Origin of the sequence: Acetobacter sp. AC2005, assembly GCF_037901235.1 — a bacterium.
GTDB lineage: Bacteria > Pseudomonadota > Alphaproteobacteria > Acetobacterales > Acetobacteraceae > Acetobacter > Acetobacter oryzoeni.
This window is the reverse complement of sequence record NZ_CP149628.1, coordinates 1-17,164: the sequence shown is the minus strand read 5'-3', so window position 1 is coordinate 17,164 and position 17,164 is coordinate 1. Positions and strand designations below refer to the sequence as shown.

20 protein-coding genes and 4 pseudogenes are annotated in these 17,164 nt (G+C 53.8%); 13 read left to right on the top strand and 11 right to left on the bottom strand.

Translation table 11 applies throughout. The features are described from left to right. Window positions 1-526 precede the first annotated feature (526 nt). Entirely contained in the window at window positions 527-829 is a 303-nt protein-coding gene (locus QQM41_RS15045; protein WP_339078292.1) for a hypothetical protein, read from the top strand. A gap of 60 nt (window positions 830-889) precedes the next feature. Here the strand turns inward: QQM41_RS15045 and QQM41_RS15040 are convergent, their stop codons facing one another. The 3 genes from QQM41_RS15040 to QQM41_RS15030 all read right to left on the bottom strand — a co-directional run bounded on the left by QQM41_RS15040 (window position 890) and on the right by QQM41_RS15030 (window position 4,665). Continuing rightward, the gene (locus QQM41_RS15040) at window positions 890-1,102 is read right to left on the bottom strand and encodes a hypothetical protein (protein ID WP_339078293.1); all 213 of its coding nucleotides are present in this window, start codon (window positions 1,100-1,102) and stop codon (window positions 890-892) included. A 308-nt stretch (window positions 1,103-1,410) separates the two neighbouring features. Next, window positions 1,411-1,617 (bottom strand): replication initiation protein, encoded by a 207-nt coding sequence (locus QQM41_RS15035; protein ID WP_339078294.1) that lies wholly within the window; start codon window positions 1,615-1,617, stop codon window positions 1,411-1,413. Between the two features lie 156 nt (window positions 1,618-1,773). Then, window positions 1,774-4,665 (bottom strand): Tn3 family transposase, encoded by a 2,892-nt coding sequence (locus QQM41_RS15030; RefSeq protein WP_061507276.1) that lies wholly within the window; start codon window positions 4,663-4,665, stop codon window positions 1,774-1,776. Between the two features lie 125 nt (window positions 4,666-4,790). On the opposite strand from QQM41_RS15030, the gene QQM41_RS15025 reads away from it, so the two are divergent. Continuing rightward, on the top strand, window positions 4,791-5,405 hold the full coding sequence (locus tag QQM41_RS15025; protein WP_010512305.1) for a recombinase family protein: 615 nt from the start codon (window positions 4,791-4,793) through the stop codon (window positions 5,403-5,405). On the opposite strand, the gene QQM41_RS15020 is transcribed toward QQM41_RS15025, so the two are convergent. After that, complete coding sequence (locus QQM41_RS15020) at window positions 5,375-6,580, bottom strand: IS110 family transposase (protein ID WP_339078255.1); 1,206 nt, start codon at window positions 6,578-6,580, stop codon at window positions 5,375-5,377. The two genes, QQM41_RS15025 and QQM41_RS15020, sit on opposite strands and share 31 nt — an antisense overlap. A gap of 315 nt (window positions 6,581-6,895) precedes the next feature. Next, a pseudogene (locus QQM41_RS15015) lies at window positions 6,896-7,558 on the bottom strand (transposase); the annotation flags it as partial. 103 nt (window positions 7,559-7,661) lie between these two features. Between QQM41_RS15015 and QQM41_RS15010 the strand changes: the two are divergent. Beyond that, window positions 7,662-7,871, top strand: a complete 210-nt coding sequence (locus QQM41_RS15010; RefSeq protein WP_339078289.1) for a DUF6118 family protein — start codon at window positions 7,662-7,664, stop codon at window positions 7,869-7,871. Between the two features lie 86 nt (window positions 7,872-7,957). Here QQM41_RS15010 and QQM41_RS15005 read toward each other — a convergent pair. The 3 genes and pseudogenes from QQM41_RS15005 to QQM41_RS14995 all read right to left on the bottom strand — a co-directional run. Beyond that, window positions 7,958-9,016, bottom strand: a pseudogene (locus QQM41_RS15005) (Hint domain-containing protein); the annotation flags it as partial. 34 nt (window positions 9,017-9,050) lie between these two features. Beyond that, window positions 9,051-9,875, bottom strand: a complete 825-nt coding sequence (locus tag QQM41_RS15000; RefSeq protein WP_011251455.1) for an IS5-like element IS12528 family transposase — start codon at window positions 9,873-9,875, stop codon at window positions 9,051-9,053. Continuing rightward, window positions 9,808-10,635: a hypothetical protein gene (locus tag QQM41_RS14995; protein ID WP_339078288.1), complete on the bottom strand. Its 828-nt coding sequence runs from the start codon at window positions 10,633-10,635 to the stop codon at window positions 9,808-9,810. The genes QQM41_RS15000 and QQM41_RS14995 overlap by 68 nt, the downstream gene beginning before the upstream one ends. 281 nt (window positions 10,636-10,916) lie before the next feature. On the opposite strand from QQM41_RS14995, the gene QQM41_RS14990 reads away from it, so the two are divergent. The 3 genes and pseudogenes from QQM41_RS14990 to QQM41_RS14980 all read left to right on the top strand — a co-directional run bounded on the left by QQM41_RS14990 (window position 10,917) and on the right by QQM41_RS14980 (window position 12,491). Continuing rightward, on the top strand, window positions 10,917-11,534 hold the full coding sequence (locus QQM41_RS14990; RefSeq protein WP_006559417.1) for a recombinase family protein: 618 nt from the start codon (window positions 10,917-10,919) through the stop codon (window positions 11,532-11,534). A 42-nt stretch (window positions 11,535-11,576) separates the two neighbouring features. Further along, window positions 11,577-12,213 (top strand): annotated as a pseudogene (locus tag QQM41_RS14985) (AAA family ATPase). Beyond that, on the top strand, window positions 12,213-12,491 hold the full coding sequence (locus tag QQM41_RS14980) for a ribbon-helix-helix domain-containing protein (RefSeq protein ID WP_238527069.1): 279 nt from the start codon (window positions 12,213-12,215) through the stop codon (window positions 12,489-12,491). The pseudogene QQM41_RS14985 and the gene QQM41_RS14980 overlap by 1 nt, the downstream one beginning before the upstream one ends. A gap of 43 nt (window positions 12,492-12,534) precedes the next feature. On the opposite strand, the gene QQM41_RS14975 is transcribed toward QQM41_RS14980, so the two are convergent. Together QQM41_RS14975 and QQM41_RS14970 are read right to left on the bottom strand one after the other, a co-directional pair. Next, window positions 12,535-13,635: a replication initiator protein A gene (locus QQM41_RS14975; protein ID WP_339078287.1), complete on the bottom strand. Its 1,101-nt coding sequence runs from the start codon at window positions 13,633-13,635 to the stop codon at window positions 12,535-12,537. Between the two features lie 544 nt (window positions 13,636-14,179). Beyond that, window positions 14,180-14,371 (bottom strand): hypothetical protein, encoded by a 192-nt coding sequence (locus QQM41_RS14970; protein ID WP_006560440.1) that lies wholly within the window; start codon window positions 14,369-14,371, stop codon window positions 14,180-14,182. Window positions 14,372-14,460: 89 nt separating this feature from the next. On the opposite strand from QQM41_RS14970, the gene QQM41_RS14965 reads away from it, so the two are divergent. The 7 genes from QQM41_RS14965 (at window position 14,461) to QQM41_RS14935 (ending at window position 16,922) form a co-directional block, all read left to right on the top strand. Beyond that, on the top strand, window positions 14,461-14,697 hold the full coding sequence (locus tag QQM41_RS14965; RefSeq protein WP_339078296.1) for a DUF4160 domain-containing protein: 237 nt from the start codon (window positions 14,461-14,463) through the stop codon (window positions 14,695-14,697). Next, the gene (locus QQM41_RS14960) at window positions 14,687-15,094 is read left to right on the top strand and encodes a DUF2442 domain-containing protein (RefSeq protein WP_006560442.1); all 408 of its coding nucleotides are present in this window, start codon (window positions 14,687-14,689) and stop codon (window positions 15,092-15,094) included. The genes QQM41_RS14965 and QQM41_RS14960 overlap by 11 nt, the downstream gene beginning before the upstream one ends. A gap of 102 nt (window positions 15,095-15,196) precedes the next feature. Continuing rightward, on the top strand, window positions 15,197-15,424 hold the full coding sequence (locus tag QQM41_RS14955; protein ID WP_019088712.1) for an AbrB/MazE/SpoVT family DNA-binding domain-containing protein: 228 nt from the start codon (window positions 15,197-15,199) through the stop codon (window positions 15,422-15,424). Next, a complete protein-coding gene (locus QQM41_RS14950; protein ID WP_010665988.1) occupies window positions 15,421-15,816 on the top strand; it encodes a type II toxin-antitoxin system death-on-curing family toxin in 396 nt (131 codons plus the stop codon). The genes QQM41_RS14955 and QQM41_RS14950 overlap by 4 nt, the downstream gene beginning before the upstream one ends. Window positions 15,817-15,942: 126 nt before the next feature. Next, window positions 15,943-16,188, top strand: coding sequence for a type II toxin-antitoxin system Phd/YefM family antitoxin (locus tag QQM41_RS14945; RefSeq protein WP_006560453.1), 246 nt, complete (start codon window positions 15,943-15,945; stop codon window positions 16,186-16,188). Further along, window positions 16,185-16,571: a type II toxin-antitoxin system VapC family toxin gene (locus QQM41_RS14940; protein WP_006560454.1), complete on the top strand. Its 387-nt coding sequence runs from the start codon at window positions 16,185-16,187 to the stop codon at window positions 16,569-16,571. Before QQM41_RS14945 ends, QQM41_RS14940 begins: the two co-directional genes overlap by 4 nt. 15 nt (window positions 16,572-16,586) lie before the next feature. Beyond that, window positions 16,587-16,922, top strand: a complete 336-nt coding sequence (locus QQM41_RS14935; RefSeq protein WP_339078286.1) for a CopG family antitoxin — start codon at window positions 16,587-16,589, stop codon at window positions 16,920-16,922. Here QQM41_RS14935 and QQM41_RS14930 read toward each other — a convergent pair. Next, window positions 16,841-17,098 (bottom strand): annotated as a pseudogene (locus QQM41_RS14930) (Tn3 family transposase); the annotation flags it as partial. The gene QQM41_RS14935 and the pseudogene QQM41_RS14930 overlap by 82 nt on opposite strands. Between the last annotated feature and the right edge of the window lie 66 nt (window positions 17,099-17,164).

The following is a 17,164-nucleotide window of genomic DNA, read 5'->3' as shown; positions in this document are numbered from 1 at the left end:
ACCAATCGGCTTGTGGGTAAAAGCCTATGCCGACGGCTACGCCGGCCTACGGCGCTCCCGCTCCGCGCTCGCTCGTCATTTGAACACAGAAGTTAGGTGGCAGATTGTTTTTGCTTAAGGGGAGTTAATTGAGCAATTTCAACACTCAAGAAACAAAAGCAGAAGCACTCAGACACCTTATTTAGTATAAGGAACCCAAACAGCGACAAAATAGGGTGATCGAAGAGTGGTGGGTAGCCGATATATTAGCGGAAAACAGGCAACGGCTTATCTAAAGGCGATGCTCCACGACCGAGAAAACGGGCAGAAGCTAAACCTTTCAATCACACTCAATTTTGCATGCACTGATAGTGCTGCCGGATCAGCCAGCTACGCTATGCAGCGACTAGTTAGCGATAGGTTTAACCGGTGGTTCCGATATCAATCAGTAAAGGCTGTGCGGAAAGGAAAAGCCCCTTACGGTCCTGCTATCTACACATGGGTAGCCGAATCTAAAGGAGGTAAGCATTTCCACTGGTGCCTCTATATGCCGGAAGAATTGCGCGAAGAATTTGAGAAAAAACTTCCAAAGTGGATTGAGAATATTGTTGGACCAATAAAAGACTTGGGCGGCTGTATTAATATAAAAGAAATCTATGGTGTTATGGGTGTTGCCCGTTACTGCATGAAAGGCATCAGCCCTATTCAGGCTGGCCGACGCCATATTCGTCCAGAAGAGCAGGGAATAGTTTACGGGAAGCGTGTTGCAATAAGCCGTAGCCTCGGAAAAAAAGCCCGTGCAAAAGCCTTAGAAGCGGATGTCAAACCTCCCCTTAAACTTGCTGCATAGCGTAGCTGGCTGATCCGGCAGCACTATCAGTGCATGCAAAATTGAGTGTGATTGAAAGGTTTAGCTTCTGCCCGTTTTCTCGGTCGTGGAGCATCGCCTTTTAGCTTCGGTGATGACATTTAGTGCGTGCATTATGCCGACTTCTGAACCGTCTTCTCGCGCCATTTCAAGCAATGCAGTTTGCACTTCAGGATCACGTGCGGCCTCGATGGCGTCGAAAGTAATCAAATGGTCTGCCGCATACGAATGCAATGGTCTGTCAGAACCTGTCATCGGATATCCGTTTATGTTGGCCTCGTAGAGGAAAGGATACGAAAGAAGGTGCAAAAGAGACAGGGTTAGAAAGTTGAGCGGGGACAGAGGGGACAAGCCCGGGGACAAGCCCGGGGACAAACCCGGGGACATGATCGGGGACAATCAGGGTCATAACAGGGTCACAGGTGGGGACAAAATTTTGACAGACCATTGCACCCACTTGGTGCGAGGGCTTGGTAAAAATGATCCTTTCTAAGAAGGGCGCACTTATACAAACTTTTGTTTGTGTGCATCGGTATCGAGATGTTTTGTCTCTGGGAGAGGCATCAGAAAAGTTTGCCCTGATCACTCTGCTTGAAGTCAAATCGTATCTTAGCAACCCGTCTACCAGCTTTAATCGGTCGCCATTTTATCTCCCAGTTATCTTTCTCAATCAGCTCTTTCACGGCGGGCTGAATAATTTTCGTTCGTATTTTTCCGAAGTCTGATTTTTGTTTCTCTGTGGCGTTCATAGAGGCTGCAAAGTCTTCCACGCTGTATTCGGCCCACCCGGTAGTTTTGTAGCGTGTAAGAAGCTCTAGAAGGCGCCAGGAGTAGACTGAGCGCAAAGCATGGGCTTGCTGTAGCTGATAAGTCGTAAACTGCTTCTTGAGGCCAATTAGGGGTCGTTTGCGGGAGGGGGCGAAATCCTACGCTAAGGATTTAGGCCAGCGATATTCGCCGGTGAGGTTGATGTGTTCCCATCCCAGCGGTGAGACATGGGCGAGGAGATCAGGCGGGATGATGATGCCGTCCACGGCGCGTCTGTCCACGACCTCCCCGAGTTTCATGGTGTTCCAGAAGATGATGATGGCGGCGAGCAGGTTCATGCCGGCAATACGATAGTGCTGCCCTTCGCCTGAGCGGTCGCGTATCTCACCTCGACGATGGAAGCTGATGGCGCGCTTGAGGGCATGATGGGCCTCGCCCTTGTTGAGACCGATCTGAGCCTGGCGCTGGAGACCGGCGTCGAGAATCCAGTCGATCATGAACAGGGTGCGCTCGATGCGACCGATCTCCCGCAATGCGAGGGCCAGCTCATTCTGGCGCGGGTAGGAAGCGAGCTTGCGAAGAATCTGGCTGGGGGCGACGATGCCCGCTGCGATCGTTGCCGTGACGCGCAGGATGTCGGGCCAGTTGCGCTCGATGAGCGGTTCATTGATTTTGCCGCCAACCAGCGCTCGCACATTGGCGGGCGTCGCGTTGGGCGTGAAGGCATAGAGTCTTTTCTGAGAGAGATCTCGGATACGCGGTGCGAACCTGTAGCCGAGCAAGGAGCTGGCGGCGAACACATGATCGGTAAAGCCACCCGTGTCGGCAAAATGCTGGCGGACGCGGCGGCCTGCGTCATTCATGAGCAGCCCATCGAGTATATAAGGTGCCTCGCTGACCGTTGCCGGGATGACCTGGGTAGCGAAGGGTGCATATTGATCGGACACATGGCTGTATCCCTTGAGGCCTGGGACGTTGCCATATTTCGCGTTGATCAGATTCATCGCTTCGCCCTGCTCGGTAGCAAGGAAGAACTGCCCGTCGCTGGATGCGGATTTCCCTTGTCCCCAGAAGGCGGACATAGGCAGAGCGGCATGGGCTTCCACGATCATGGCGAGCGCCCGATCATAGGCGCTGCCTTCGACATGCCAGCGTGCGATCCGCAGCAATTCCCAGAAGCTGTGCGTATTGGTCGCCGCTGCCATCTTGCGTAGACCAAGATTGACGCCTTCCGCCAACAACACGTTCATCAGGCCGATCTGGTCGCGGCAAGGCACGCCAGTGCGCAGATGCGTGAAAGCCTCGGAGAATCCGGTTCGCTCATCGACTTCCAGCAACAAATCGGTGATCCTCGTGGACGGGAGCTGTTGATAGAGATCGAGTACGAGATCCTCAGTGCCTTCGGGTGTGTCAGCCTTCAGCTTGTCGATGTGCAGCTTGCCGTTCTCGATGATGCCGCCTGGGATCGTACCGGTTCGCGCCGCGCGGCCAAGCGCCTTCAGTTGTGTATCCAGTCGAGCCCTGCGCTCGGCAAGCCATTCGCCGGGTTGCAGCGGCACAGCGAACCGCGCGGTCTGCTCTATCGCCTGTGGCGGGACCAGGATCTGCTTGAGGTCGCCATAGCGGCGCGATTTTGCCAGCCATATGTCGCCGGACCGGAAAGCGTCGCGGATATGGAACAGCACCGCGATTTCCCAAAGTCGGTAGTCGCCGGCGGGCGCAGCGCGAAGATGGCGATGCCATTTGGAGTTGGGACGTAGAAAATCCATAGGAGGATCGGATTTGATCCCGCTCTGTAGCAGCGCGATAGCCGTCAGAAGAGGCTTGGCAATCGGCGCCGCCTGCATGTCGAGCAGGCGCAGCATCCTGGGCGCATAGAGGCGGAAGCGATGATAGCCGTCCAGCACACGGCTGAGCGGGTCGGCAGCGAGCACATTGGTCAACGCAGAGGCCGTGGCGACAAGGGTTCTGAACCGTTCCCAGCCTGGACCGGTGGTGATTATCCCGTCCAGGGATGCGCCATCGTCCTGCGCTCCAAGCAAAGCACCACCGATTTCAGCAAAAGACTTCAGCGTGTCCCGAACGGCCGCCTTTTCGTCGGCGATCTTGGTGCTGCAAAGGCGTTCGGAGACCCGATAGAGACGGCCTACGATGCGATCGTGGGTCTCCACGATGACATCAGCCAGAGATGACCGCCATTCCATGGTGCAGACAGCGAGGATTGCAAGCCGCCTGCCTTCGGGCAGATCGCGCATGCCGTCGGCGTAATAGCGCTCGCCCTGCCGGCGAAGGCGGGTCACACGATGCGCGGGAACGCCGTCCAGCAAATCTGCCGGAAGATCGAACTTGTGGAGATATTCCAGTCGATCCATCAGCCGATTGGCCGCCGCCGAATTTGCGCCAACTTCGAACTGTCGCAGCCATACGAAGCGGGTGATGCGACCATCCACCGTATTCTCTAACAGATGAGCCAAATTCTCGCTCAGGGCTGGTGTTATGCGATGGGCGATACGATCTTCGATCCTGCGTTCGGCCTTGACCAGTGCATCGGCACAAAGGCGCTCAATCGTTGAGAAACCGGGAAGGATTGTGCGGGTGCGGCGACACTCTGCAACGAAGCGACGGGCAAGATCCTCATTCGATGTCGCCGCCTCGGCTTCCCGAGCGATCCAATCGCGCAAATCCCGTGCGCCCCGCCCCGAAAAGGAGCGATAGCCGTAGATCCGGCGTAGGTCCGCCAGATGCTCATGCCGGGTCTCCTCGCGCGCGGCATAGAGGAGTAGATCGTCACGGCTCAGCCCGAGCTGGGCCGCGATGAAATCCGATACCTGTGCCGGGATCAGCTCGCCAGGGGTGAGTACCCGGCCCGGGTAGCGCAGGACGCACAGTTGCAGCGCGAAGCCGAAACGGTTGTGGGCGCGCCGGCGCTGGCGGATATGCCCGAGATCCTCATCGCTAAGGGTATAGTGCCGCAGCAGATCACCTTGATCGACCGGTAAGTGAAACAGCGCCTCGCGCTGTCGATCGGTCAGGGTCACGCGACGCGGCATACATGCTCCTTATTCTTTCCAAGGTAAGGTTTGAGATAGTTTGATTGCGATGCTGGTTAAGATACACAATAGTGCAAGCTTATGTGCTCATGTTCGTCACCGCTTCAAACCAACGTTTAAGAAACATGCTGATCGGATATGCCCGCGTCTCCAAAGCCGATGGTTCCCAATCCCTCGACCTCCAGCACGACGCCCTGCGTGCCGCCGGTATCGAGCCAGGTAATATTTATGATGATCGTGCATCCGGTAGCCGCGATGATCGGCCCGGCTTAGCTGCATGCCTCAAATCCTTGCGCGACGGCGATGTGCTGGTGGTCTGGAAACTCGATCGCCTCGGGCGCTCGCTCGCCCACCTGGTCAACACCGTGAAGGATCTGTCAGACCGCAGGATCGGCCTGCGTGTGCTGACCGGAAAAGGCGCTCAGATCGACACCACAACCGCATCCGGCCGCATGGTGTTCGGTATCTTTGCCACTCTGGCCGAGTTCGAGCGGGATCTGATCCGCGAGCGCACCATGGCTGGCCTTGCCGCAGCCAGAGCGCGCGGACGAAAGGGAGGGCGAAAATTCGCCCTGACCAAAGCACAGGTGCGTCTCGCCCAGGCCGCCATGGCGCAGCGCGACACGTCTGTTTCCGATCTGTGCAAGGAACTCGGGATCGAGCGCGTCACTCTATACAGATATGTCGGACCGAAGGGCGAGCTCAGGGATTATGGGAAGCGCGTTCTCAGCTTAGCGTAGGATTTCGCCCCCTCCCGCAAACGACCCCATAAAGCCTGTTTGTGATGATGACCTTTCACTGTCATCAGCCTCCAATAAAGTTCTGCCAGTTCAGGATCTGTTTTTCGTGCCGTATCAGCAGCAAGATAAAGTGCTTGTTTGATGCGGTTATTGCCACCCTGGGTCAGGGTCTGGCCCGCTCGCTCCACACCACCACTATCAGCCCTTCTGGGAAACAGGCCACAAAAACCCCGTAAATGTTTTTCAGAATGAAACCGCTCAATGTTCTGCAAGATACCAATCAGGGTCGGCGCGAGATGACGGCCGACACCCGGAATACTGAGCACAAGACCCTGTGGGTCGAGGTGTTTGTAGAGGTCAGCAATATGCCGCTCAAGATCTCCAACAGTCTGAATTTTCGCCAGAACATTCTTAATTTCCATCGCGATCTCGAACTGCAGTTCCGAAAAATCAATGTGTGTCCCATGAAGGTCCTGAGCGTATTGCGCCGCTTCACGCAACCCTGTGATCAGCGTTTCCACAAAGGGCCCACTGCGCGGATGGTTCCCTCCCGCATGGGCTGCAACATATTTGGCGAGCGTCGTACGACGCGCCTTCAAAACATCCGAGGGGTGAAACCATTTCTGCAACAGGGCCAAAGAGAGCCGCGTTCCTAAGTCGGGCAAGACTGCTTCAAGCCTGGGGGATGCCCAACGAATGAGATCAAGCAAACGCCGCCTGGCATCCGCGATCTCGTTCTGAAAGCGGCTTCTCTGTTTGGTCAGACGTTGAAGAGCGTGGCTTCGTGGATCCGGAATATGGACTGGATCAAGGCGTGGTCCACCAAATGATGGCATGGCCGCCAGGATCTGGGCATCAGCCATATCTGTTTTGGCGTGTTCGGAAAGGTAACGGCGTAGAGCCTTGACCCGCTTTCCCTTGACGCGGGCTACGGTGACGCCAGCATCCGCAAGGTGGTGGGCAACAGGAAACCAGCTCATACCGGTTGGCTCCATGATGGCCTGAATGTGGTCATCCGCCCTCAGCCCCATCACGGCAGTCTGAACAAAGGCGGCAAGTGAGGGCTGATCATGCCTGAAACGAATTGCACGGCCATTAGGGCGGCCATCGTCATAGATCTGAGCGAGGTGATCTCCGCGAATGGCCAGATCAATACCAATGGTACGGAATGTCATGGTCGATCCTTTCTGGTGAGGGAACCAACGCTGCGGTCACAGTCAGGTGTGTCATTCGTGGCCGATCAACTTCACTCAAAGCAGACGCCACAATCATGTTACTCTTGCCCCGTCAGCGCGGCCGGGCCGGGTTCATGCTTCACGGAGACGAGACGATCGGCGGATCTCTCAGGGATTTTAGCCCCGAACCGGCCTGGTTCATCCTGACAGTATAGACCCGGTTCCCGGCATGCCGGGAACCGGGTCTGATCCACAAGCACGTTTTCGAAGCCTGCGCTTCTCTGACTTTCTCCATGGCATCAAACCCGGCACCGCTATCGATACCTGCGATTTATAGCCAAAGAACGGGATGGCGAGATCGCTGGATGGCATGGTTCCATCATCCTGCCGCTTCGCCTTCGTGAACTTCAGTGTCCATCGCGCATGACGATCCTTGTGCGACAGCTTTGCGGGTTTGTCCTGCCAGTCTTCAGGAATACGTCCTTCCCGAAGATCGGCTTTCTCTGCATTGGTGTTCCGCTGCTTCGGAGCCGCTACCAGCGTGGCATCCAGGATCTGGCCTGACATCGGCAAATACCCGGCGTTGCGCAGGGTGGCATCAAAGCGGTTGAACAGCCCATCGATCGCACCCGCCTGGGTCAGACGCTTTTGACACAGCCAGACCGTTTTGGCATCCGGCACCCGATCTGAAAGTCCCAGACCAAGGAAACGCATAAAGGAGAGGCGATCGTTGATCAGATATTCCGTCCGCTCATCAGACAAATTGTTGAGCGTCTGGATCACCAGGATCTTGAACATCAGCACAGGATCAAATGGCGGTCGTCCGCCTTTGCTGCCGTCAGAATACGCCAGAGCCTTCTCCAGGTCAGGGCGGAAGACTTCAAAATCCACAGTCCGGGAAAATGCTTCGAGCTGATCACCAAGCCCGCTCAAGCGGGCAAGCCGCTCTTCAACGTCAAAAAATCCCGTCTGCTTCATACCGCCATTCCCTCAGTCAGAACCGGACGAATGGAATCACAGAGCTGGTTTCAAAACCAGCGGGTTTTTCGAACCCTCCACCTGGAAGAATTTTGATGAGCGTGTGGCTTCGTTCATTGTTGGGGGGCAGGATCGGTGGGAGTCCGCAATAGCTATGATGAAGGATGCCCGGCCTAAGCAATGGAGCGGTTTTATGTGGGAGGATCAGCTGATGCAGGATAATCACTCAAAGATCCAGGACTGTCAGATCGCAGCGACCCAGGCCGGACACCCGAAGTCTTGTGTGATTACGGTGAAGCCGGATGCACAGTAGTATTTGATGAGAAATAAATTTTCATAAGAAAAGGGCTTTCCCGGTAAGGAGAAAGCCCCGATTTTCACCTGCTCTGTTAACAGGGATCAAGCGGTCTGTTTTTTCACATCAGAAGTCTGATGAGTATTGAGCAGATAGGGGCCTGCGGCACGGATAGTCATGGAGAGAATGCCCATTTTACCGTGTGTCAGGTGATCACCTAACGGGAGCTCAGCATTCCCATTGGTCCATGCGCAGTCCGTCCAGTCGGTATCGTGCCAACCCGAAGGTTTTTCGTCCTGAAGGTGAGAAGTAATATCGAACTGCTGTTTGGCACATTGAAGCTGCACATCTGCTACGGCCACGCCCATATAGCGACGATCATCGACAAACGGGCCAATCACGTCTGATGGACGGGTAGAACGCGAGACGATCCGCACAGACTCTGTATTTGGTGGTAGCATGAAGCTGTAGTGATGCGCGGTCTTACGCATGGGACGGATCACAGCGCCTGTCTGAGTGATAAGATGTAGGTCAGGATCCGTTGTCGTTTCGATTTTTGTCGTCGAGATCTTGGTGCCCACAACACTGTTTTCACGCCATTCCAGAGCCCGGAAGAGCGGTTCTACAAAGGAGCGTTCCACGCCCAATGGCGCACCGGCATCATCGGCCCAGTTCTTTACCGCTCCGCGCAGAGTTGCGATTTTGCCTTCCTGACGGAAGGATGAACGGTTCCCGGTATCAAGATAGCTTTCTGTGAGCATGCCATCAGCGGTGATGACAGAATGCTGTTCTGTTTCTACGTGATAGTAATCGTAAGAAGTAATGGACTTGTCATAGAAGATAGACACACCATTGACCAGCATACGAACGGGGACAAAACGGTCTCTGAAGAACAAGCAATGTTCGGCAGTAATCAGCATGTCTTTATAGGGAACGCCGTCAGAGATCGCGTTCTTGATTACGCGGACCGGCCAGCCTGCCTCATCGTCGGGGAGGTCAAATCGTACTTTGCAGTGTCCTTTGCCTGTCCATATGACTGGACGAATGACATCCTGATTGTTTCGCCAGTCAAAAGTAACGACTTGATCGCCAATCTGGATATCTTCTACTGCAACATCACCTTTCGATGTACGGATCATGCTGCCAGATAGGAAGCAGACAAGGACAGCACTTGTTCCTAAGTGCCCTTTTGGAAATTCACGGATGAGCGTTTCGGCGTAGCATGAGGCTTCCCATGGCGATGTGGATCATGGCCTCTGCGACGTCGATCCGCTGTTCGTAGTCCTTCACAAGGCGACGCCAGCGGATCATCCAACCGAAGGTCCGTTCCACAACCCACCGACGCGGCAGGATTTCAAACCCTTTTGCTGTCTCTGACCGCCGGATGATCTCGACTGTGAAGTCGAGAAAAGTGGCCTTATCCATCAACTGGAGGCGGTCATAGGCTCCATCGGCAAACAGGTGCTTCACCCAAGGCCAGCGTTTACGAATGGCATCAAGGATCATCTGCCCTCCTGCACTGTCCGAAATATCGGCTGTTGTCAGCTGAACCAGGAGAAGGCGGCCATCCGTATCAACTGCGATGTGACGTTTCCGACCGACGATCTTCTTGCCTGCGTCATAACCACGTGTCTTTGCGTGGGGTGCCTTGATACTCTGGCTATCAATGACACCACCCGATGGACTGGTTTCGCGTCCTGCCGCTTCACGATCGAGCATCAGACAGACATCATGAATGGTCTGGAACAGGAAACGGCGCATCAGCCTGCGGAACCACCAGTAAACCGTTTGCCATGGGCCAAAATGAACCGGAAGCATCTCCCAACCGCAGCCTGAGCGCACGAGATAGCGCAGAGCATTGATGATCTCACGGAAATCGGTTGTCCGTTTCCGACCACGCCGGTTCGCAGGGGGCATCAGAGGCGCTATGCGCTCCCATTCCTCATCTGTCAGATCAGACGGATAGCGTTTCGTCTTGCGTGTAATTCCGGCCATGCGGCCTCGTTGTGCTGGCGTCCACATCCTGCCTTTGAATCACGCTCAAAACCTCTTGAAAACCTATCATAGCGAATTTCCAAAAGGGCTCTAAGCTATTGGTCGGAGAAGCGCTGATGTACAGGTTTCCACCACTTTCTTGTTGATACAGAGAGTTATTGGAAATGGTATAATCACCAGAAACTTTAACAGTAATCCCATTATCTGTTGTAATGCTTGTTGTCTTTGAAGTGCTGTCATATGTTGCATTTGTAACTTTACCAGATCCAGGTATTTCTATAGTAGATCCAGTGTTTCCAAAGCCGTGAATATTACTGAAAGTTAAAAGTGTTACACCACTAGCTGGTGTAATCACCAAGGTGCCGCCACCATCACCAAAGGTGATAGTTGAGCCGCCTAATGCACTGATTTCTGATGTTGAGAGCGTTCCTAGATTTATGGTGCCGCCGTTCTCAATTGTATAACTATTTCCGCTTAGAGCAGAAATAGCGTTATCTCCAGTAATATTTATAGTCCCACCATTGGCGGTAAAAGAAGATCCCGTTAAGGCAGCAAGAACGGTTGATGAAACATCAACTGTAACGTTTGCACCGTCTTTTGCCGTAACAAAATAGGGGTTAGCTACACTTGCTAATGAAGGTGCAAACGATAATGTATCGGTAATATCTCCGGTAAATGTTACTCCTGCTCCTCCTGCGGAAGCCACTCCGAGAACCCATCCTACGGGAAATAATGTGTAGCTACCACTGTCTGTTACAGTATTATTATATCCATAGAGAGAACTCATTTTCATAACTCCCTGATTTGCGCAAATGCTGCAATTGGCATTTTGCTCCGTTTAAACTACCGACAATGTTTAAGTTGTAAGAACAAAAAAAGCAACAAAAAACACATATTGTTAAATAAGTAACAACAAAATATTTTGCGCAAATCAAGATTTGAGTTGAAAATACACGCAATTCTTAATGAACGGAAAGATTTCGTTCCAATCAGACTATAGTCTAATTGGGACAAGCCGGAGCCACGGTGTATCAAGGACTGCATGGTGGTTTTTCCGGGAGGGTTCAAATGGGACAGCGCGCGGTCATCTATTGTCGGGTTTCTACGGCCGATCAGTCATGCGTGCGCCAGAAAGACGAGCTGAAGCGGTTTGCCGAACGCGCGGGCTATGAAGTGTCTGGCATCTTCATGGAGACAGGATCTGGCGTCCGGGTGGATCGGGCCGAGCGTCGAAAGGTCATGGCACTGGCCCAGGCTCGTGAAATTGACGCCATTCTGGTGACGGAGCTGTCCCGCTGGGGGCGCTCGACCATTGATCTCATCTCCACGCTTCAGGAACTGGAGAGCTATCGTGTTTCCCTGATTGCTATAACGGGAATGACGTTTGATCTGGCGACACCACATGGACGAATGCTGGCGACGGTTCTGGCCGGGATTGCGGAGTTCGAGCGGGATCTGATCAGCGAGCGGGTGAAGTCTGGTCTGGCCGCTGCCAGGGCGCGCGGGAAGGTTCTCGGCCGACAGAAAGGACAGCGGCCAAAGTCTGATCGTCTGGCTCCGAAGGTTCTGGCGCTGGTGGCAGAAAAGCGGAGTTATCGGTGGATCGCCCGTGATCTAGGAATCAACAAGAACACTGTTGCTGCCATTGTGCAGAGAGATAAGATGAGGCCTTCTCTTCCCTCGTAGAAAGTGTATACAGGTATAAGATTATACGTGTAGAGGTGTAGCATGAAGGTTCTTGCTGTTCTTTCGCAGAAGGGCGGTGTCGGAAAAAACGACGCTTGCAACCTGTCTCGCTGTCGCGGCTGAGCAAGCGGGTAAGGTTGTTGCTATTATTGATTTGGACCCACAGGCGACAGCCTCTTTCTGGAAAGACGTACGCCAGCTCGATACACCGGCTGTGGCTTCAATTCAGCCGATACGTTTGCCTGCAATGCTCAAAGCCTGCGCGGATGCGGGTACTGATCTTGTGATTATCGACGGAGCTGCTGTTGCGCGTGATGTAGCTTATGAAGCGGCGCGGCATGCTGACTTCGTTCTCATTCCGACGAAGACGGCCGTGTTCGATACAATGAGTATGACACACACATTGGATGTGGTTCGTCAGCTCGGTAAAGCGTTCGCTGTCGTTTTAACTTTTGTGCCCCCCCAAGGGCAGGAGACAGGGGATGCCATTAAGGCCGTGACCGAATTGGGAGCAACGGTCTGTCCGGTGACAGTAGGAAACCGCAAGGCATTTTTCCGTGCACAGGCGGCGGGACAGGCTGTGCAGGAATTCGAAGCACATGGGCCAGCAGCAAACGAAATCAAGCGTTTATACGAGTATACAGATATACAATTATACAAAAATCGGGAGGTAGTGTGATGGCGAAAAGCAATACGCTACAAGCGATGCTTGATCGCGCCAAAGGTAGTGGTGAGGCAATGCCAGCCCCTTCCCTGAAGCCAGATATATCATCCCGTAAACCTACGCTGAATGGTCGGAAGGGGACCAAGTTGATCGGTGGGCATTTTTCTCCTGAAGTCAGCACCCAGCTTCGTATTATCGCGGCCGAAGAGGGAACGACGGTTCAGGGTTTGCTTGGAGAAGCACTGGACGATCTGTTTGTGAAGAAAGGACGAAGCCGGATCGTTAGCGGTTAAGTATACATTTATACACGTATGCAATTATACACGTAGGCTGTGTCTAGCGTATAGGGTTGCGTTTGTGTCGGTTGCGGCAGAATCCAACAAATGCGGCACTGGGGTTTTGCAACTCTGGTTGTCCACTATCATTCCACCATGACACCCATTCATCATAGAGTGCGTAGACATCATATCCTGGAGCAACTCCTCTAGCGTCATGGAAACCCTCGGGATCGACAAATGGTTTCTGGAGCTTTGGCTCTATTACCTTGACGGTGTCCATCGTTTCCCGATTACGGAAAGTAACTGTGTTGCTGTTTATTTCGACAGCATAATCAGGCAAGTGGTTATTGATTGCCAAGTCACGGAGCATTGAGCGAAATACGCGAATATGGCTACTGGCCCCAGTTTTTTTCTGTAAAATTTCTATAGAAACAACCCATTTTTCCTGAGCGCCACAATGCTTGCGTGCAAGTTCGTATATTCTCCGTTCAAGTGGTTTGCGTAAACGGAAATAATCGCGATGTAATGTCAGTACACTTCGGCCTTCGATCATTCTGAATAGCCATTCGGATAGCGTTACCTTAATTTCGGACATTTGTCCGGAATTGGTCTTACGGATAATTCGCCATTCATTGATAAGGCCAAAGCCTTCGGTGATTTCTTCTCCATCAGCTTTGATGTTGGTGGTGATCCGTGTGCCTGCTAAGCGCTCAAATGCGCTCCGAAGCCGCTTATAGCCATCACCATCGGTTTGACGGTTGGTCCACACCAATAAATCGCGTGCGGTAAGGTGGAGAGTTCGATTTGGCTGCTCACCTTGATTCATTTTCGCGATAAGCTGCGAAATGCAATAGATAAGGATATCCTTGTCATGGATCGTCGCGAGCCCTTTGACGCTCGGAACGATCTCAACTGTATTGCCATTGTGCTCATATCGGAAAATGCGTCGATCAGGTTTAGTGGCAAGCGAGAAAATTGGATGTTCCATCGAGGCCATATCATCTTTGGGGATGGCATCAAGGACATCACAAATAAAAAGATCTGGTATCGGATATCGTTCCGGAAGTAGAACGGAACGTCCATCAACATTCGGGGTTTCACTGACGGTAATTGCCAGTTCGGGGTTTCGTTGACGGGTTGCTTTGATTCGGGGTTTCATTGACGATCAGTTTAGGTTCGGGGTTTCATTGACGCAAGAGCTAGATTCGGGGTTTCGTTGACGCAGATTCGGGGTTCTGGAGTCACTAGATTCGGGGTTTCGTTGACGCAAGCTGCCCCAAAACATTGTTTTTGTATTTTATTTTCAGTCAGTTACGTTTTTGTGGAAAACCCTTAACACTACTTTTAACACATAAATTAACACTCTAAGCCTGTGGATAACTTTTCATTCTCTGTAATTTTCAGCCAAATGAACCCAAGCACCGCCTCTTGGGGGCTCCGCCCCCGCCGGCTCGCGGCCTACGGCCGCCCCGATCGCGCTTCGCGCGATCTCCCACCCGGCATCCCCCTGCTCGCCCTTTCAGGGCTGCGCTAAGCAGACACGCCTACGGCGCGAAATCATAATCTGACGATGCGTTCCCGCATCGTCTCTCCATCAGCACCTTCCTCTCCCGCGTCGGCGCCTTCGGCGCCCTACGAGGCTCCCGCTCCGCGCTCGCCCAACGCCTGCAACACCAGAAGAACCGGGCAAGACCGTAATCTGCTCAAGACACACCGGTGTTCAGGCGATCATTCAGCAGCTCACGTGTTGCAACATACCCGTCAGACGCCACAGGATGGCCGTACAGGCGTTCCCGTGTGTGGTGGCTGGTTTGGTGGGCAGTAACGGGAATTGCGCTTTGTGCGGCCTCCCAGGGCGCTCTGCGGGCCTTGCCGGGGATTGATAGGCTGGCCATTTCCTGTTCGTCCGTCCAGATATTCTGCTCCTGACCTTCGGCGGGATGGTTCTAATTGAAAAACCCAAGCGTTAGGGATATTGTGCATTATGCCGACGCTTCTACGCATCAATGAATTTCGTGTCGTGATTTACACGGCAGATCATGTGCCAATGCACGTTCACGTTATAAACGCGGATGGAGAAGCGGTGATCGAAATTGGCAGGAAAGCCCGCCTGATATGGGCAGGTGGCATGAAAGATAAGGTCATACAGGAAGCCCTTGTCATCGTGCAGGACCACGCTGAGATGCTGACTGAAGCATGGGAGACGATACATGGCGAATGACATGAACTATCAAACCGCTCGTGAAGCAGACACGCTTCATCGAGCAACAGTTCCTCATGCGGTCTCCGCCCGGTTGATCCGTGCGCGCCGCGCCCTTCATGTCACCCTCTCCAACGGTGTTGAAATGAGCGTGCCGGTGGATCTGCTACAGGATCTGCACGGCGCTTCACTGAATGATCTGGCCGAGATCGAGATCACCCCGCTGGGGAATGGCCTTCACTGGCCACGTCTTGATGCTGATGTCCTGGTCGAAGGTATGATCCACGGTATCTACGGTTCCCGAAGCTGGATGGCAGCACAGATGGGACGTGTGGGCGGATCATCCGCCAGCCAGGCAAAGGTGGCGGCTGCACGCCGGAATGGTGCGAAAGGCGGTCGCCCCAGAAACGTCGCGTAAGGAAGACTGCTGATCACTGTGAGCTAGACAGGCCGGTGAGCATGGTGGTTGCTGAAACCGCAAAAAGTTATTACATTAGTAATAACATTAGGGGGAATCACTATGGTCGAGCTGAAAGTGCGAAAATTCGGGAACTCACTCGGGGTGGTGCTGCCCAAGGAAGTGATTTCACGGTTGAACACCCAGGACGGCGCGCCCCTGTATCTGACCGAAGCACCTGACGGCGGATATCGGCTCGTACCCTATGATCCTGACTTCGAAACCAAAATGACAAAGGCTGAGGATATTATGCGGCGCTACCGTGATACGCTGCATGTTCTGGCTCAATGACAGCCTTCGTCTGGATAGACGAACGGGATACCCTGATCCTGCATGATCGGCTGTTGGGGGTGCATGGTGGCGCTTCCGGCGTACGGGATGCAGGTCTTCTGAAATCCGCGCTTGCCCGGCCACAGCAGCATGCGGCTTATGCGGATCCGCTGGATCCAGTGCATCTGGCGGCCGTCTATACGGCGGGTATCGTCAAAAACCATCCTTTCATCGACGGGAACAAGCGTACGGGCTTTGTGCTCGGTGTGCTGTTTCTGGAACTGAACGGCTATCGTTTCACGGCAGCCCAGGAAGATGCAGCAAATGCGGTTCTCGCGCTGGCGGCAGGTCAGATGGACGAACTGGGCTATGCGGCATTCCTGACCGCCAATGTCGCATCCGAAAGGGTATGACGGTAAACGAGGAACGCGATGAGTGTGCTTTTTTCGTTTCCTGAGGTGGTTCTGGCGACATTTGTCTTGATGGACCAGACTAATATGACTAAGTCTTTTTTTGAGTAAACTCAGGAGGCTTTCGCCATGCGCACGGTCAACATCCACGAAGCCAAGACCCATCTGTCCCGGCTGATTGACGCGGCCATGAAAGGGGAAAGCTTCATCATTGCCAAAGCCGGCCGGCCGATGGTGCGGGTCAGCCCGATTACGGCTCCTGAAGAGTTACAGCAACGGCGTCTGGGGTTTCTTGCTGGAAAAATCCGGGTGCCCGAAGATTTTGATCGCATGGGACAGGACGATATTGTGTCTCTGTTCGACGGTCCGGCATGAGGCTTCTTCTGGATACCCATCTGCTGCTCTGGGCAGCCGGAGAGCCTGACAGGCTGTCAGCACGGGCGAGAACCCTGATGGAAGATCCGGGCAATGATCTGGTCTTCAGTGCGGCCAGTCTCTGGGAGATCACCATTAAGACCGGGCTGGGACGGGCAGACTTCCAGGTCGATCCTCATCTGCTGCGACGCGGTCTGATCGAAAACGGTTATGAGGAGTTACCGATCACCAGCCAGCACGCCTTGGCAGTCGGACAACTGCCAGATGTGCATCGGGATCCCTTTGATCGGATCCTTGTGGCACAGGCCACGGTGGAAGGATTGCTTCTGCTGACCCATGATCCGCTGGTAAAGGCTTATCCAGGCCCAATCGAAGCAGTCTGAAGGAGATCGACCAGTATGAGCTACAAAAATAGGTCCATGCCCTCGCTGCACAGTGACGAAGCGGCCGAGGATTTCGTCGCGACCGTCGATCTGACCCGGTATGACCTGTCCGGTTTCAAGCCCATGCGCTTTGAGATCGAACCCAAGGCGGCCGCCCTCAACATGCGCCTGCCGGCGTCCCTGCTGGAGACCGATGTCGGGGTCACGACACGAAAGTGTATTTTACGTACGCTTAGGGTGAACACCTACAGAACCGCCAGCATTGGGGTTCAAGCGACAAGCAGGGATGCAGGCACCCGAAGCGGTCGTAACGCGTCGACGTCGGGTTGTTCATCGACATTCCAGCGATAGTCCCCTGTCAGAGAGATATGCTCCCAACCGAGGGGTGCAATATGCCGCGCCAGGTCATAGGAAATGCCGAGCGTTACGATGGAAGACTGAAGATAGCGCGTATTCCATAGGATAACCGCTGCCACCAGCAGGTTCAGACCTGACGCCCGATAGGCCTGATTTTCAAAACGCCGATCCCCTGTTCGCATCTGGGGTTCAACGTGACACCCATGACTATTTCACATGCTGACATCCCCCATATA